The sequence below is a fragment of the Blautia luti genome (assembly GCF_033096465.1).
Lineage (GTDB): Bacteria > Bacillota > Clostridia > Lachnospirales > Lachnospiraceae > Blautia_A > Blautia_A luti.
Map to the genome: position 1 here is coordinate 2,540,050 of NZ_AP028156.1, position 17,276 is coordinate 2,557,325.

Below are 17,276 nucleotides of genomic sequence, written 5' to 3' on the forward strand. Positions count from 1 at the left end.
GACATTATTTCTCTTTTATATTCTTTACTGCCTAAGTCATCTGATAAAACTAACTACTTTACGTCATATTATACAATTTTTCGACATAAACGGCAACAATTTTCATTCGACATTACCTATTATATTCAATTCACTGTAATACAAAAAGAGACATACCTTCTACCTCTGATATGTCCCTTTCTTTCTAAGCAATTTTTGTTACTTTATTATTCAGTTTTAATATTTACGCTTCCGCGTCCATCTCCGCCTTAATCTCATCCTCACAGTCTGCCATTGCCTGCAGTGTCATGGTGAGCAGTTTCTGCAGTTCCCAGCCGAGTTGTTCGGCGCCGCGTTCGATTACTTCTCGGGAGCATCCTGCGGCGAAGCCTTTGCTCTTGTATTTTTTCTTGAGAGATTTGAGTTCCATGTCTTTGGTGCTTTTGGATGGTCTCATGAGCGCAGCTGCCCAGATAAGGCCGGTGAGTTCGTCGGCGGCGAAGAGGACTTTTTCCATTTCGTGTTCCGGGGCTACGTCGAGGGTTGTGCCGCAGGCTATGGTGATGCCGTAGCCGTGGGATACGACTGCGTGGATCACGTCTTCGCCTACGCCGGCTTCGCGGAGCATTTCCGGGGCTTTGAGGCAGTGTTCTTCTGGGTAGAGTTCGAAGTCGATATCGTGGAGGAGTCCTACGGTTCCCCAGTATTCTGCATCTTCGCCATAGCCAAGTTCACTGGCATACCATTTCATTACTGCTTCTACAGTCAGAGCATGCTGAATGTGGAAGGGATCCTTGTTGTATTTCTTTAATAATGTGAATGCCTCATCTCGTGTAATTGTTTTCATTATTTTGTCACTCCTCATATCTGAATTGTCAGGCGGATAAAATATCTGCTTTGCTGCTTGCTCATAACTGAATAACTGCTCTGCAGTTTATCTGTCAATCTGAATCTGGCATACTTCCATTGCTTTCAGTGCATTCTCATGGCTTTCCGGTGTTACGCCTGCGCAGCATTTAGCGTCTACGATAATCGGAACTTCCGGGAGAGATGCTTTTGCCAGAAGTGCATTGGAAATAACACAGATGTCTGTGCATAAACCTACGAATGTGATACTTTCGATTTCATTATCCTCATTCATTGCCACCAGTTCTCCTGCAAGGTCTGTGGAACCAAAGGTTTCTTTATCAATAGGTTCTGTTTTTCTGAATGCATCTAATTCGCTTCGGATCTGCCATCCTTCAGTGTCACGGATACAGTGCGGTACAGGAAGCTTCTTTCCTTCCTGGGTGTCGAGATAATTAGTCTCGTGAGTGTCCCTGGTAAAAAGAACAACTCCATCAAAGTTTTTGATTTTCTCTTTTACACCAGGTACAATGGCAACTGCCTCTTTTGTTCCAAGAGCTCCGTCGATGAAGTCGTTCTGCATATCTACAACTACTAATACCTTCTGCATATTTCCTTCCCTTTCGTTCTTTCTGCACATTTTTTCAGATAATGCTATAAAATCTCTGGAAACGTGTGCTGTTATTATTTGTTATTACTATACAACAACAAAATATTTTTGTACAGGCAGAAGTGCCTGTTTTACTATAGCAATTCCATAAAATATCAATCATCTATTTTTCAGTATATTTTTCAAATCTGTACTTCTGTTTAATATCTGGATATTTTTCTCTGTCTACTTCACTCATAAACATATCATAGGGTCTGGCACAGATTTTGAAGGGTGCGTAGAGTGCCTGGTAAATCATCAGTTTTTCACCATTTTCTGTGTGATGGGCTACTGCCAGGACTTTATAGAGATATTCGGAAGTATCCGGGGATACCCATTCTCTTTTGAAATGCTGTACAATGTCGCCTGCATGAATATCGTGTTCCGGTGTTTCCAAAGTATTTTCATTTTCCGCACTGTCAGGTTCTTCTGGTTCTGTATTGAGTTCCATATACTCTTCTTTATCAAGGGAAACCGGGATTCCGGAGCGACCATTGATGTGGACACCACCATACCAGGTACCTGTGACCTCACAAATATCGCCTACTTCGTATTCCATGCTACAGTCATTATTTTTCTTTATGATTCTGATCTTTGCCATCTTTTATTTTTCCTTTTATCTCTTATCATTTTAAATATATTCACATTTTTTATTTCCAGTTCTTCCAAATCTCTGGCTGATATCCCACTGTCGCCTGTTTTCCGTTTCTTACCACAGGGACTTTGATGATGCTCTGGTTTTCGAGGATTTTCTCTGCTTTGTCTTCCTCTGCAATATAGGTAATCAATGCCAGCAGGTCTTTATCCTTGCAGTCAGTATCTATCAGCTTGTTATAACCGCCAATTGCCTTGCAGACAGATTGGAATTCACCTTTACTTAAGCCTTTTTCTTTCATATCTATAAACTGATATTTAATTCCCCGTTCTTTGAAATAGCGTTCTGCTTTTTTGCTGTCGAAGTTTTTCTTTGTACCAAAAATCTGTATATTCATAGTCTAATACTTTCTCCTATTTTCCAGAGGATTGTTGTTCCTGTTCATTTTTAATTTTCGTTCATTTCACATTTTTTTCAAATTCTCACCACATATTTCTCACATTTTCCGGTTATATTATTACCTGTACAGAGCAAAGAGTAATTGCAAATAAAACTTTTTCTTTTTCATACTTTTGCCGGGAATCAATAAGGTTCCCGGCCTCCTTCTTTTATTCCGTTATTTTTTATTCCATTAGATTTTCTTTTTAATATGGTTATAGATATTCAGTCCTTTTGTCTGTCCGTATTTGGAAATGATAGATCTGTAAATCTGCTGCTTTCTGTTTTTGTCTTCTGCATTTTTCTCCACAGTTGTAGAAACATAGTTTACTACTTCCTTTGGCATGCCTGCCTTGTCGAGAACCAATACTAATTCTTGCTGTAATTTCTTTGTTCCGGCTTTCATGTCAATTATCTTTTGTTTTGGCTTTTTTGTATTCTGATTCTCTGATTGTTTGGCAGACTGCTTTTCAGATTGTTCATTCAACTGTTTTTCTGTTTTCTGATCAGTTTGTTCTGCCACCTGTCTGTCTTTTTCTTTATCGGTCTGTTTTTTTACCTGTTTTCTTGTCTGCGCTTGTTTTCCGGAAATCTTCTCGTTTCTGGAAATTTTCACATTTTTTTCTGTTTTCCAGAACTCTATAATATGGTCAAATCCTGTATCCTTGCTGATTACGACAATTTTACATTCTTCATCCTGACCTGTACACTCTTTTCCTATCAGATATCCCAGATAAGATCCCAGATGCATATCTGCTGACTGATTTCCTGTCGGTACTTTATGTGTGATCAGTTTTGACTCTCCGTGATCATTGATAATATCAAGATCTATTTTTCTGCTGTTATCTGTATAAAAAAGATGGATAATATCTGTTTCCCGTAATTTTTCGCATCCTTTGAAGCCTTCACTTCCTACATTTTCATAATCAATCAAATAATAAGTTTTGATAATCTTCATCCTCTCTTTACTTTTCTCTGCTGTATAATACTCTGTCATTTTTCAGACAGATAATTCTTTCCTATTTTAACATGCATCTTTTATCAGCACAACCACATAGTGGCAGCTCTCCTGGTTAGTATTTTCTGGTTGCCTTTCCTGTCTGTTCCAGTCAGACAGAATATTATCATATCCACGAATAGTATTCCCATATTGCCACTATAATAAATTTACATACCTTTTGTGAAAAGTGACGGATTTTTATCAGATTTAAGTTGATAAATCTTTAACAAAATTCAAAAAAACGCAAAAACCCTGTTGATTTTAACCGTTAAATATGTATAATAGAAAAAGAGAAGCGAGAACTATTCGCTTTTTTGGTAAGGTATCTTAAGGCCTGTTTAAACAGGCGCTTTCATTAACGAAGAAAAGAGGTTAAACGTAAGATGGCAAAAATCGATTTAAGCAAGTATGGCATTACCGGAACTACAGAAATTGTCTACAACCCTTCTTATGAAGTATTATTTGAAGAAGAAACCAAACCGGAACTGGAAGGCTTTGAAAAAGGTCAGGTCAGCGAACTTGGTGCAGTTAACGTTATGACAGGTATCTACACAGGACGTTCTCCTAAAGATAAATACATCGTTATGGATGAGAACTCCAAAGATACAGTATGGTGGACAACAGACGAATACAAAAACGATAACCATCCTGCAACTCAGGAAGCATGGAATGCAGTAAAAGAAATCGCTAAAAAAGAGCTCTCCAACAAGAGACTTTTCGTAGTAGATGCATTCTGCGGTGCTAACAAAGATACTCGTATGGCTATCCGTTTCATCGTTGAAGTTGCTTGGCAGGCACATTTCGTAACAAATATGTTCATCCAGCCAACAGCTGAAGAACTTGAAAACTTCGAGCCAGATTTCGTTGTATACAACGCTTCCAAAGCTAAAGTTGAAAATTATAAAGAATTAGGCCTTAACTCTGAAACAGCTGTAATGTTCAACATCACAACTAAAGAGCAGGTTATCGTAAACACATGGTACGGCGGAGAAATGAAGAAAGGTATGTTCTCTATGATGAACTACTTCCTTCCACTTAAAGGCATGGCTTCCATGCACTGCTCTGCAAACACAGATATGAACGGCGAAAACACAGCTATCTTCTTCGGTCTTTCCGGAACAGGTAAAACTACTCTTTCCACAGACCCGAAACGTCTCCTGATCGGTGATGACGAGCATGGCTGGGATGACAACGGCGTATTCAACTTCGAAGGTGGATGCTACGCTAAAGTTATCAACCTTGACAAAGAATCTGAGCCAGACATCTACAATGCGATCAAACGCAACGCTCTTCTTGAGAACGTAACACTTGATACTGAAGGCAAGATTGATTTCGCAGATAAGAGCGTAACAGAGAATACTCGTGTATCTTATCCGATCAACCACATTGAAAACATCGTTCGCCCGATTTCTTCTGCACCGGCAGCTAAGAACGTAATCTTCCTGTCCGCAGATGCTTTTGGAGTACTTCCTCCGGTATCTATCCTGACAGAAGCTCAGACTCAGTACTATTTCCTGTCTGGATTCACAGCTAAACTTGCTGGTACAGAGCGTGGAATCACAGAGCCTACACCTACATTCTCTGCTTGCTTCGGACAGGCATTCCTTGAACTGCATCCGACAAAATACGCAGAAGAACTTGTTAAGAAAATGGAAAAGAGCGGAGCAAAAGCTTACCTGGTTAACACAGGATGGAACGGAACAGGAAAACGTATCTCCATCAAAGATACTCGTGGTATCATCGATGCAATCCTTAACGGAGATATCCTTAACGCTCCTACTAAGAAGATCCCATTCTTCGATTTCGAAGTTCCTACAGAGCTTAACGGCGTAGACACAGGTATCCTTGATCCTCGTGACACATATGCTGATGCAGCTCAGTGGGAAGAGAAAGCTAAAGATCTTGCTGGAAGATTCATCAAGAACTTTGCTAAATACGAAGGAAACGCAGCTGGTAAAGCACTTGTTGCTGCTGGTCCTCAGTTATAATTTAAATTGTCCAGATGATTATGAAAGGGATGCGAATGATTCGCATCCCTTTTTTGTACTGTTTCAAATATCAGACAACAAAATTATAAATGATGTCTTTATAATGCTTTAAGTTTTTCTGCCACCTTCTCATATGCCGGTACCGGAACGTGATATTTTTCACCCATTCTTACTACTTCATAGACTAATCCATCAATTTCAGACCGTTTTCCTTCCATGATGTCCCTCTGCATAGAGGTAGTTGCTTCCGGTGCAAGGTTGGAGAGAATTTTTAAGTTTACATCTACCATATCTTTCTGAAACGGAACTCCCATGGCTTCTGCAAGTGCAGCGATTTCTCTTATCATGGCTTTAAAGAGTTCTCTGGCTTCGCCTTCTTTCTGAAAATCTGCGGCTGTTGCATGATAGTAGAGCCCTGCTGCACCGATTGGGGAAACGTAGGAAAATTTCTCCAGAGCTTCGCGGCGGATATTCTCGGAGAGGATTCCGTCGATGTTGCTGTCGCAGAGGTCTTTCTGGATTTCTTTCAGTTCTGGTCTGGATTCTGCTTTGTCACGCACACCAAATACGATACGCAGGATCTGTCCGTGTTGGAGTAGTCTGCCTGGTTCTTTGATGTTTGCGGAGACGTAGATGCATCCGTCTGTTACAAGGAGCTCAGGAAGCTGTTTCTGCATCTTTCCGCCGGTTCCGTAGATGTTTAAGACCGGAATTACAATGGTTGTTTTCTTTGCAATCTGTTTGATAAATGGAATGGTTTCATCCAGGGAATAGCCTTTTACGCAGACAAAAATTACGTCTGGATGGTCTGTGTAATGTTCCATGTCTGCAGCCGGGATGGTGATCGTTTCTTCGGTTTTGTCCCACATTTTTTCTAAGGTAAGGCCCTGTTCCTGGATTGTTTTCAGGTGTTCGCCTCGGGCGATCAGAGTTACATCCTTGCCTGCTTTTTTCATATAATATCCGGTAACGCCGCCGGTTCCGCCGGCTCCGATGATTAAGTATTTCATAGTTTTTTCTGCCCCGCTTTCATAGTTTGTTTCTTATATTATCATAGCACAATTGTAATTTTTCTTCAGTATATTTATGCATTACGTCGACATAATTTTGCATTGACAGTTTATTTTTTGACCTGTAATATCAATATATTAATATTTATCCAATTCTGACATCAGTAAAACGGATATAAACAATATGGCAATAATTATCCATACGATTAATTGTGCAAAGGAATCATCAAGATGGAACGATATCTGGAATTTAGAATAAATGAACAAACTGCAGAAATTAAAATTGAAGCATTCCTGAAAAAGAATGCAGGACTTACGAAACGACAGATCAGTCAGGCGAAGTTTCGACTGGATGGGATTACAAAAAACGGGATACGCTGTCGTGTGACTGAGACAGCATATCCCGGTGATGTGATCCGTGTTTGTCTGGAGGAAGCGCAGACTGCTTCTGCACATCTTGAAAATTATAATTTCAAAATCGGTAGTAAAACTCAAGCAGGCCTTCATTGTGATAAAGCTTCAATTCCAGTTTCCGAAGCTTCTCTTTCTCTGGATATTGTATATGAAGATACAGATATTTTGGCAGTTAATAAACCGGCGGGAATGGTTACGCATCCGACAGGAATACATTATGCAGACAGTCTCTCCAATCTTGTTGCCGACTACTTTCGAGAGAAAAATGAGTCTGTCTGCGTCCGTCCAGTAGGACGGCTGGATCAGGAAACTTCCGGGATTGTGATTTTTGCCAAGAATCAGGTGGCTGCTTCGAGACTTCAATCTGTAAAGTCTCCATGCAAGATCCATAAGCAGTATCTTGCTGTTGTATCCGGTGCTTTGCCTGTAGATGCCCCTGATGTCTGGCATACCATAAATCTGCCGCTGATACAGGACCCTGCGAATCATCTGAAAATGAAAACTGCTGCTGATCTTTCCTTACATTCCTCTGTATTATCAGGAAAAATCAAAACAGCAGTTACTCATTATCATACTCTCTTTACCAGTCAGGATTGGTCACTTGTCACACTTAAACTGGACACCGGACGTACCCATCAGATCCGTGTCCATATGTCTTCGACTGGGCATCCACTTCTTGGGGATTCGTTGTATGAAAAAAATATTACTGAAAAACAGTCACCTAATAAGGATGCAGATATAGCTCCAGTATCATGCTTGCGACATCCATTCAAACGTGCGGCACTTCATGCATGGAGAGTTTCTTTTCAGCATCCTTTCAAAGATGAATTTATCTCACTGGAAGCTCCATTGCCTTTCGATTTTCGTGAGCTGGTTTCATTTTTTGGCCCTGGCTCTATTTAAGCCTCAAGTTCTTTTATTAAATTTACCATCTCAATGGCACTGAGTGCACAGTCATAGCCTTTATTTCCTGCTTTTGTACCTGCGCGCTCAATTGCCTGCTCGATGTTCTCTGTAGTAAGTACTCCGAACAGTACCGGAATCCCTGTTTCTAATGACACAGATGCAATGCCTTTGGAAACCTCGTTGCATACATAATCATAATGACTGGTATTTCCACGAATTACAGCACCGACACAGATTACAGCATCATATTTCCCACTTCTTGCCATTTTAGACGCGATCAGCGGGATTTCAAAAGCTCCCGGTACCCACGCCACCTGAATATCTTCTTCTTTTACATTGTGTCGTATCAGTCCATCCATTGCACCGCCTACCAGTTTAGAGGTAATAAATTCATTGAAACGTGCTGCTACAATTCCTACTTTCATTCCTTCTGATACTAATTTTCCTTCTAATGTTTTCATTTTTTTAGTCCTTTCATCTGTAAATTTATATTTTTAACCTGTACAGGTTTTTTCCAGAAATCATCCGCTTTGCCGAGTAGTTCTACACGGAATAACTGCTCGGCAGTTTATCCAAAAGAGCCTGCACTCTTATTTAATACTTCAGAATATGCCCCATCCGTAATTGTTTCGTTTTAAGATAGCGCAGATCATATGCTGTGGCATTCATCTGAATCGGAACTCTCTGATTGATCCTGATTCCAAATTCCTCCAGCTGATAAACCTTATCCGGATTATTTGTCAGCAGACGCAGCTCTTTTACTCCCAGATTTCTCAGAATCTGTGCCCCAATATAGTATTCTCTTTCATCCCCCGCAAATCCAAGTGCCAGATTTGCTTCCAGTGTATCCATGCCCTGTTCCTGAAGTTCATAGGCACGAAGTTTATTGATCAGTCCGATTCCTCTTCCTTCCTGTCTCATATAAAGAAGTATTCCCCTTCCCTCTTTCTCAATCTGAGACATAGCTGCTGCAAACTGCTGTCCGCAGTCGCAACGCTGAGATCCAAAAACATCTCCTGTCAGACACTCCGAATGCACACGACACAGAACATTTTTTCCGTCTCCGATCTCACCTTTTACCAAAGCCACATGATGTTCACCATTAAGACGGTTTACAAATCCATATGCCATAAATTCTCCATATTTGGTAGGCATTTTTGTAGTCGTCACGCGATCCACCAGAATATCATGGCATTTACGGTAGTTCTGAATATCTTTGATCGTTATGAATTTCAGATTCCACTTTACGGCAAGCTCCCGCAGCTCAGAGGTCCGCATCATAGTACCGTCTTCTCTCATAATTTCACAGCAAAGCCCACACTGTTTTAATCCTGCAAGTCTGCAGAGATCTACCGTTGCTTCTGTATGTCCGTTTCTTTCCAGTACACCATTCTTCTTTGCCAGAAGCGGAAACATATGTCCGGGACGTCTGAAATCTTCGGGTTTTGCATTCTCATCCACACATTTCATGGCAGTAACAGATCGTTCCGCTGCGGAGATTCCTGTACTGGTACTGATATGATCTACAGAAACCGTAAAAGCAGTCTCGTGATTATCAGAATTTTCCTCTACCATCTGGGGAAACTGCAGTTTTCTGACATATTCCTCAGACATCGGCATGCAGATAAGTCCCTTTCCATGAGTTGCCATAAAGTTAATATTTTCTGTTGTGGCAAACTCTGCCGCACAGATAAAATCTCCTTCATTTTCTCTGTCCGGATCATCCGTTACCAGAATAATTTTTCCATTTCGAAGTTCTTCCAGAGCTTCTTCTACTGAATCAAATCTGTTCATTATTTCTCTCCTTATGCGCTATATTTTTCTGCTGTTAACCGGGCAAAATCATCCGTATTGGCCGCTTATCTGATCTGGTCAAAATCCATACTTACTCAGAAAATCTCTTGTAATATTGCTTTTTGATGGCTGTTCTTTCACAGGTGTTATTAATTTCTCCACATATTTTCCAATAATATCTGTCTCAAGATTAACCATATCCCCTTCTTTACGTTCTCCGAGAACTGTAATCTTTACTGTATGAGGAATTGCAGAGATAGAGAAATCTTTTTCCGAAACTTTTGCCACTGTAAGGCTGATTCCATCAATTGTTACAGAACCTTTTATGACTATATATTTCATGATCTGGTCTGAGGTCTGAATCGTGTACCATACAGCATTATCATCTCTGTGGATTTTTGTGATTCTTCCCGTTCCATCTACATGCCCTGCAACAATATGTCCTCCGAATCGTCCATTTGCAGGCATTGCCCTTTCCAGGTTTACATGCTGCCCCGGTGAAAGCTGAATCAGCGCAGAACGGTTCAATGTTTCGTGCATCACATCTGCCGTAAAACCATTTTTCAGACATGCAGTTACAGTAAGGCAGATTCCATTTACAGCTACGCTGTCTCCTGTTTTCAGGTCATCCAGTATTTTCTCTGCCTGTATCGTAAATACCGCTGAATTTGCTCCTTTTTTTATTTTTTTTACAGTTCCCAGTTCTTCAACAATTCCCGTAAACATTTCTCTTCACCTCACTCTCTATAAGAAAATCATCTCCCAGTCTGATTATTTCACTGTTTTTTAATAATACTGCGCTGACAGGATCAGGAAATCCCTTTCCTTCCACCGGCGTCTTTGCTTCTTCGCCTCCAAAAAGTTTAGGTGCTATATAAGTCTGAACTTTCTGAACAATACCGCTTTCCAGTGCTGACCAGTTTAAAGAACCCCCTCCTTCCAGCAAAATACTGTCTATCCTTGCAGCTCCCAGAAGTTCCATTAATCTGTTTAAATCTATGTGTCCGTTTTTCTCCGGAACATACAGAACCTGGCATCCCATTTCTTCATAATTCTTTATCTTCTGCTGGTCTTTACTGCTGCTTGCAAGGATTGTAGGAATTGTCTTTGCTGTTCTTACAATCTTAGATGTCAGTGGTGTTCTCAGATGGGAATCGCAGATAATACGCACAGGATTTCTGCTGTTTTCCAGTCTGCAGGTGAGCATCGGATCATCTGCCAGCACAGTTCCCACCCCAACCATAATTCCTGTATATTTCAGTCGCTGTTTCTGTACATGAATTCTGGCAGCTTCTCCTGTCACCCATTTGGATTCACCTGTATATGCGGCAATTTTTCCATCCATAGTCATTGCATATTTCATGACCACATACGGTTTTTTATTTTGGATGTAATAAAAGAATGCTTCATTCAATTTATCACACTCTTCTTTTAAAATATTTTCTGTTACTTCAATTCCATGATCCTTCAAAATCCGGATTCCTTTTCCTGCAACCAGCGGATTAGGATCTGATGATCCGATGATCACGCGTCTGATTCCGGCCTCCAGGATTGCATTCACGCATGGAGGCTGTTTTCCATAATGGCAGCAGGGTTCTAAAGTAACATATATAGATGCACCTTCGGGTTCTTCCGTACACACTGCCAGAGCTTCTCTCTCCGCATGGAGTCCACCGTATTTTCTGTGATATCCCTGACCAATGATCCTTCCGTTTTTAACGATCACAGCACCTACCATCGGATTAGGTGCTGTAAAACCCATTCCTTTTTGTGCCAGTTCCAAAGCCATTTTCATATACTGCCTGTCCTGTTCTATATCCGTTGTGTTTTTCAATCCATCATCTCCTGCTCTTTTATAACAATTCCATAAAATAAAGCCCCGGTGTTTTTTCAACATCCAGGGCTTGGTAATTAATATTTGATATGAATTATCTTCCAATGAATCTGACTCTTTATTTCATCACTGAAATCACTTTAATTGATATAAAAAAGCTCTGGAATAAATTAATTATTCCAGAGCAGTCAGCTTTCATAGATCAGTTAATTCTTCTGTATCTCTACTGTTATCTTCTTTCATCCAGACTGTACTGTCGGCTTCGGAATTACACCGAATCATGCCTTACGGCTCGTGGGCTTTACCACCGGTAGGGAATTGCACCCTGCCCTGAAGATCTTATTTTATTTTTATCAGCAATTTTTACAATTTACCTTGCTGATGTCTGACAGTATACTCTTAACTTTTATCTCTGTCAAGTTTTTTTTCAGGAAAGTAACCCTCTTACCATCTCTGCATTAAATGTCACACCTGTCAGGTGATCTACTTCAATCTGATACAGGGCATTGGCTGCGATATGCTCTGCTGCCTGTTCCAGATCACGAATACCGCTTGTATTTTTATGCAATTCAACGATGGCATCCAGACCGTCTTCTGTTACTACACATTCTTCTGCTTTCAGGCTCATGCGTTTCAGAACTTTCGGAAGAACGTATTTGGAGAAGATGATCTTCTTCTCTTCTGATGTATAATCCGGGATATCAATCACCGCGAAACGGGACATCAGAGGTGCGCTGATCTGGGATTTATCGTTTGCCGTAGCAATAGGATAAACGCCCACTGTAGGCACCATACATTCCATATAGTTATCTGTAAATCCAAGGTTGTCAAGCAGAGTAAGAAGTACGTCTGCAGGATTTCCGTTGCCCTTACCTGACGCTGCTTTATCAAGCTCGTTGATAATAAATACAAGATTGGATTCTCCTGCTGCCGAGAAGGCTTCCATGATGATTCCGGGCTTTGCGTTTGCATAGATTCTGGAACTTCCTGTAAGCTGTTCCGGATCATTGATGGAACTCATGTCCAGAGTTGTCCAAGGCAGTTTCAGGATGCGGGCAACTGCGTATGCAATCTGGGATTTACCTGTACCCGCAGGGCCTACAAGGAGAAGTCCGTATGCAGGAAGTGTATGGGTACGGTTGATCTGGATGATTGTTTCAATGATACGCTGCTTTACAGATTCCATTCCGTAGAGTTCCTCATCAAGGATCCTGCGGGCTTCCTGAGGATCGATTGCTTCAAAGTAATTGCTCTTCCACTGTACATTCATCATGATGGAAAGTGCTCTCTGAGCATGACGTCTCTCCTCCGGAGATACTTCGTGTGAACGGGCAACTGCAAGGTTTCTTCTCGCCCAGAGACGGATATTGTCCGGCAAGGTTCTGCCTGCGCAGGTCATAAAATCAGTAATGCTCTGGATGCTTGTCAGCTTCATTTCATCCCCTGTCTCTTCCTCATCTTCATCCTCAATAATCTCTGCCGGCGCACTGCTTGCCAGAAGTCTCTCGATCATAAACTGAAGAAATCCGTCCTCTGCGGAAAGCTTGGTACCGCCACCAAATGCTGTCTCACGGATCTTATAAACTGCATATCCGTTCTCCTGGTTCTGTCCGGAAAGACGTACATTAATGTGGTTCTCTCCAAGCCATTTCAGAAGGCTTACGAATCTGGAATCAATGCTTAAAATGTCTGCGCTAAAGTTTCCGTCTTCTTCTTTAAATTCAAAGGAAGTACGTTTGATCGGATTGGTAAAGATACCGCAGGAATGGTGTTTCCACTGGCGGCTGCTGTTGTCCAGGATCATAATCGGTTTCTCAGGAGAAGTCTCCTTTTCATTGGACTGGAAAGTAGTATAGGTACATTCAGACTGTACACCTGGTTTCTTATCTGAAGCACCGCTGAAATCAAATACTGGCATGGTGATTACTCCTTTTATTTTATCCTTGTTCCGTGTAATTTTTAATTTATAACTCTTTATTATTCTAGCAGAATCTTTCGTTTTAATCAATTCCAGAAACGTACTTAATGCATATTTATTCCGTCAAAGTCATTGACGGTAACATCCGCAGGCTTTATAATAGGAATAACTGAGAATTTCCAGAAACTCTCTGGGAAATCGAAATTCACTTTTAGGAGAACAAAATGAGCAAAATTATTTTAACCGGTGACCGTCCAACCGGCCGCCTTCATGTTGGACATTATGTTGGTTCATTATCCGAGCGTGTTCGTTTACAGAATTCCGGCTTATATGATGAAATTTATATTATGATTGCAGATGCACAGGCATTAACAGATAACGCAGAACACCCTGAGAAAGTTCGCCAGAATATTCTCCAGGTTGCGTTGGATTACCTTGCATGCGGCATTGATCCTGAGAAATCCACTATCTTTATCCAGTCCATGGTTCCGGAGCTTACAGAGCTTACTTTCTATTATATGAACCTTGTTACTGTAGCACGTGTGCAGCGTAACCCTACTGTTAAATCTGAGATCCAGATGCGTAATTTCGAAGCAAGCATCCCTGTCGGATTCTTCTGTTATCCGATCAGCCAGGCGGCAGATATCACTGCTTTCCATGCTACTACTGTTCCGGTTGGAGAAGACCAGCTCCCAATGCTTGAACAGTGTAAAGAGATCGTGCACAAATTTAACACTGTATACGGGGAAACCCTGACAGAGCCGGAGATCATTCTGCCATCCAATAAAGCATGTCTCCGTCTCCCTGGTATCGACGGAAAGGCCAAAATGAGCAAGTCTCTTGGCAACTGCATCTATCTTGCAGATGAAGAAGCAGATGTTAAGAAGAAAGTTATGTCCATGTTCACAGACCCGAATCACCTTCGTGTGGAAGATCCGGGCCGTGTAGAAGGAAACCCTGTATTTATTTATCTGGACGCATTCTGCAAACCGGAATACTTCGCAGAATTCCTGCCTGAATACCAGAATCTGGACGAGTTAAAAGCACACTATACACGCGGCGGTCTGGGTGATGTTAAAGTTAAGAAATTCCTGAACAAAGTACTCCAGGCAGAACTTTCTCCGATCCGTGAGAGACGTAAATACTGGGAGCAGCATCTGGATGACGTATATGAGATCCTGAAAGAGGGAAGTAAAGTTGCTGAAGCGAAAGCAGCACAGACACTTCATGATGTACGTTCCGCAATGCAGATCAACTACTTCGATGATAACAGTCTGATCAAATAAGCATTTTATATTTTCAAAAAGTTCCGTCTATGATGCGATTCATAGCCGGAACTTTTTATATAAGTATTTATTATCATAGATATTTTCAGGATTCCAAATCCTTCTTTACTGTCTTCCTTCTGAGCTTCTTTGCCTCGTAAAGTGCCCTGTCTGCCTCCTTCAGCACATCAGCGATCACAAGCCCGTTTCTGCATATCACAGACGTGCATCCTGCCGACAGTTCCACATAATATTCTTTATCCGAACTGCGGTTAAAAATTTCATTCTCTTCCCTCACTTTTTCTATGATCCGCTGCCCGTCTTCCATATTTCCCAGAATGACCACACAGAATTCGTCACCGCCGATCCTGCCTACAATTCCCTCTTTTCCCACAACAGACTTCAGGGTCTGTGCGCAGTGTCTGATGGAAAAATCCCCCTCTATGTGTCCAAATGAATCATTGATTTCCTTTAGATGATCCAGATCCGCAAACAGGATCACCATCTCTTTTCCTTCATTCTCCTTATTCATCTGAAGAGTTTTTTCCATAAAACCTCTGCGGTTCATACATCCTGTCAGTGCATCGGACTCGGAAATGAAATTCAGGACTTCATTTTTCTCCCTGATCTCCTGAACCAGAGCCTCCAGTTTCCACTGCATATCTTTCTGTTCCCTGGACATCTGATACATACGCAGCATATTGCCGATCTGACGGCTGATAAGATAAAACAGCGCCAGATTGGATGGATTGATCTCTGCCACCAGAATTCCATACTGCATTTCTCCTGAAAAAAGACACAGGAGCGTTGCCACATAATTCCGTCCGTTCCTCTTTCTGGTAACAATCATTCCTCTGCCTGCACAGATAGTAGAAACTTCCGGCCTCTCGTCCTCTTTAAATGAGATGATCTGCTCTCCGGACTGATAGGCAGCCAGATACATCCGTTCCGGGCAGTGCCATTCTTCATTCCTGAAATGTGCAATAGGTTCCTTAAATATATACAGATAAGATGCTTCTGCTTTCAGCGCATGAAGCTTCACCAGCGCACGTCTGTACATCTCCTGTTCATCATCCATATGGCACAGCATATCCTTGGAAATCAGCGGCACAAACCAGCTCTCCTGCTGAAACGTACTGAAATAGTCTTTTTCACCTTTTATGATATATGCCAGGATCTTATCATGCAGCTGTCGTTTTCTCAACAGCAGATTGCTGATTGCTTCTTTATGGATTTCTTTTCTCTGCAGTTCCATCTGCACACACTCATCCGTAAATCTATCAAAAACCTTCAACAGGGAAACACCGCTGATATATTTACTGATCTCACTGTCAAAAAGTTTCTGAAGGCCTCTTTTTATATTCTCTTCACTCTCAGGGATCCTGAAATCCACTTCCATGATGGACCAGAGATATTCCTTCGCTTTATATTTTAATACAATATCGGTATTCTCCACCAGGATCTCTTCCAGGCATTCTTCTATATAGCTTTCTGAAATCCATTTCCAGACATTCTTTTGTGTGTGGACAGAATTTGGATCCTGCCAGCAGGTCTGCATGCTGCATCCACAGGACTCTCTCAGTCTCAGTTTCGCCGGCACTACCACGGAATGACATTTCTTACCTTTGCACAGTTCTGCTGCACCGATCACTGCCATATATCCCATATCAAATGCATTCTGAAGCACGGTAGTAAGAGGGGGATTCATGGTTTCCGCCAGCTCCCAGTCATCATATCCTGTAATCGCAATATCTATTCCGACTATCATTCCTCTTCTGGCGCATTCCCGGTATGCTGTCTCTGCCATTACATCGTTGGCGCAGATCATAGCTTCCATATCTGGAAAGCGATCCAGCAGCCGGTTCACCTGTTCCTTGACACAGGAAGAAAAATCCCCATATGCAATCCTGCTCTCATCAAAGGAAATCCCGTATTCTTTCATTACATCGTAAACAGCCTGCCGCCTCTCACGGGCATCTGTATTCCCATGAGGACCTGCAAGATAAGTAAAGCTGCGATAACCATGATCCCTTACCAGATGTTCGACAATCCCATACATGCCATGGTAATTATCCGCAATGATAGAGGTAGAAGTTCCGGAGCAGTCCCTCTCTTCTACCAGAACACGGGGTTTATCTTTATATCTGTCCAGAAATGTTTCCCGCTCCTTCTCATCCAGGAAAATACACAGAGAACCATATGCTATGATCAGCGCATCTACATCTGCAAATGCCTGATAATCATATGCTGCATTAAACTGGTAATCATAATCATCTTCTGTATCTTCTCCAAAGTATGATTTATAATAATAGCTGCTGTGAATTCCAAGAAAAAACAGAACATTGATGTCCATAGATCTGGCCGCATGGAAAATCCCCTGCATCAGATCCATCGTGTGGGGTGAATTTGCATTTCCGATCATCACTCCAATGGTATATCTTTTCTTCATACGCATGCTTCCTTTCAATAACCAACACGCCTTTATTTCGTTTTATTTTACAATATTTTTCTATTTCATTCAATATATTTTAGCAATTTTGCCTTTATTCCCACCTGACTTACCTGATTTTCGTCAGAGGAATCTGGCAGTCCCTCTTGCATTTTATCTGATTTAATATAGCGTCATTTTATAAATATTTA

At 41.4% G+C, this 17,276-nt stretch carries 15 protein-coding genes and 1 riboswitch; of the genes, 3 read left to right on the forward strand and 12 right to left on the reverse strand.

Going from position 1 to position 17,276, the window contains the following annotated elements:
* Positions 1–223: 223 nt before the first annotated feature.
* The 5 genes from R8695_RS11725 to R8695_RS11745 form a co-directional block, all read right to left on the reverse strand.
* The gene (locus tag R8695_RS11725; protein ID WP_154780267.1) at positions 224–826 is read right to left on the reverse strand and encodes an HDIG domain-containing metalloprotein; all 603 of its coding nucleotides are present in this window, start codon (positions 824–826) and stop codon (positions 224–226) included.
* Between the two features lie 87 nt (positions 827–913).
* Entirely contained in the window at positions 914–1,435 is a 522-nt protein-coding gene (locus tag R8695_RS11730; RefSeq protein ID WP_154780266.1) for a cysteine hydrolase family protein, read from the reverse strand.
* A gap of 163 nt (positions 1,436–1,598) precedes the next feature.
* Positions 1,599–2,075 carry a DUF1653 domain-containing protein gene (locus R8695_RS11735; protein ID WP_154780265.1) on the reverse strand — a complete coding sequence of 159 codons (477 nt, stop codon included), beginning with the start codon at positions 2,073–2,075 and terminating at the stop codon, positions 1,599–1,601.
* Between the two features lie 49 nt (positions 2,076–2,124).
* Positions 2,125–2,466 carry an arsenate reductase family protein gene (locus R8695_RS11740; RefSeq protein WP_119243975.1) on the reverse strand — a complete coding sequence of 114 codons (342 nt, stop codon included), beginning with the start codon at positions 2,464–2,466 and terminating at the stop codon, positions 2,125–2,127.
* A gap of 234 nt (positions 2,467–2,700) precedes the next feature.
* A complete protein-coding gene (locus R8695_RS11745) occupies positions 2,701–3,465 on the reverse strand; it encodes a PIN domain-containing protein (protein WP_154780264.1) in 765 nt (254 codons plus the stop codon).
* A gap of 425 nt (positions 3,466–3,890) precedes the next feature.
* On the opposite strand from R8695_RS11745, the gene pckA reads away from it, so the two are divergent.
* Positions 3,891–5,495, forward strand: coding sequence for a phosphoenolpyruvate carboxykinase (ATP) (gene pckA / locus R8695_RS11750; RefSeq protein WP_154780263.1), 1,605 nt, complete (start codon positions 3,891–3,893; stop codon positions 5,493–5,495).
* 98 nt (positions 5,496–5,593) lie between these two features.
* Here the strand turns inward: pckA and R8695_RS11755 are convergent, their stop codons facing one another.
* The gene (locus tag R8695_RS11755; protein WP_154780262.1) at positions 5,594–6,505 is read right to left on the reverse strand and encodes a ketopantoate reductase family protein; all 912 of its coding nucleotides are present in this window, start codon (positions 6,503–6,505) and stop codon (positions 5,594–5,596) included.
* A gap of 231 nt (positions 6,506–6,736) precedes the next feature.
* Here R8695_RS11755 and R8695_RS11760 point away from each other — a divergent pair, with 231 nt between their 5' ends.
* Positions 6,737–7,822: an RluA family pseudouridine synthase gene (locus R8695_RS11760; protein ID WP_154780261.1), complete on the forward strand. Its 1,086-nt coding sequence runs from the start codon at positions 6,737–6,739 to the stop codon at positions 7,820–7,822.
* Here the strand turns inward: R8695_RS11760 and ribH are convergent.
* From ribH to R8695_RS11785, 5 genes are all read right to left on the reverse strand, one after another.
* Positions 7,819–8,286, reverse strand: a complete 468-nt coding sequence (ribH, locus tag R8695_RS11765) for a 6,7-dimethyl-8-ribityllumazine synthase (protein ID WP_118508451.1) — start codon at positions 8,284–8,286, stop codon at positions 7,819–7,821. The two genes, R8695_RS11760 and ribH, sit on opposite strands and share 4 nt — an antisense overlap.
* Before the next feature lie 133 nt (positions 8,287–8,419).
* Positions 8,420–9,619 (reverse strand): bifunctional 3,4-dihydroxy-2-butanone-4-phosphate synthase/GTP cyclohydrolase II, encoded by a 1,200-nt coding sequence (locus R8695_RS11770; protein WP_154780260.1) that lies wholly within the window; start codon positions 9,617–9,619, stop codon positions 8,420–8,422.
* 78 nt (positions 9,620–9,697) lie between these two features.
* On the reverse strand, positions 9,698–10,345 hold the full coding sequence (ribE, locus tag R8695_RS11775) for a riboflavin synthase (protein ID WP_055149430.1): 648 nt from the start codon (positions 10,343–10,345) through the stop codon (positions 9,698–9,700).
* Complete coding sequence (ribD, locus tag R8695_RS11780; protein WP_465220656.1) at positions 10,326–11,435, reverse strand: bifunctional diaminohydroxyphosphoribosylaminopyrimidine deaminase/5-amino-6-(5-phosphoribosylamino)uracil reductase RibD; 1,110 nt, start codon at positions 11,433–11,435, stop codon at positions 10,326–10,328. The genes ribE and ribD overlap by 20 nt, the downstream gene beginning before the upstream one ends.
* A 245-nt stretch (positions 11,436–11,680) precedes the next feature.
* A riboswitch (FMN riboswitch) is annotated at positions 11,681–11,795 on the reverse strand.
* 85 nt (positions 11,796–11,880) lie between these two features.
* The gene (locus R8695_RS11785) at positions 11,881–13,371 is read right to left on the reverse strand and encodes an AAA family ATPase (RefSeq protein WP_154780259.1); all 1,491 of its coding nucleotides are present in this window, start codon (positions 13,369–13,371) and stop codon (positions 11,881–11,883) included.
* A gap of 224 nt (positions 13,372–13,595) precedes the next feature.
* On the opposite strand from R8695_RS11785, the gene trpS reads away from it, so the two are divergent.
* Positions 13,596–14,657, forward strand: a complete 1,062-nt coding sequence (gene trpS, locus R8695_RS11790; RefSeq protein WP_118508447.1) for a tryptophan--tRNA ligase — start codon at positions 13,596–13,598, stop codon at positions 14,655–14,657.
* A gap of 85 nt (positions 14,658–14,742) precedes the next feature.
* On the opposite strand, the gene R8695_RS11795 is transcribed toward trpS, so the two are convergent.
* The gene (locus tag R8695_RS11795) at positions 14,743–17,085 is read right to left on the reverse strand and encodes a GGDEF domain-containing protein (protein ID WP_167515470.1); all 2,343 of its coding nucleotides are present in this window, start codon (positions 17,083–17,085) and stop codon (positions 14,743–14,745) included.
* Positions 17,086–17,276 lie beyond the last annotated feature (191 nt).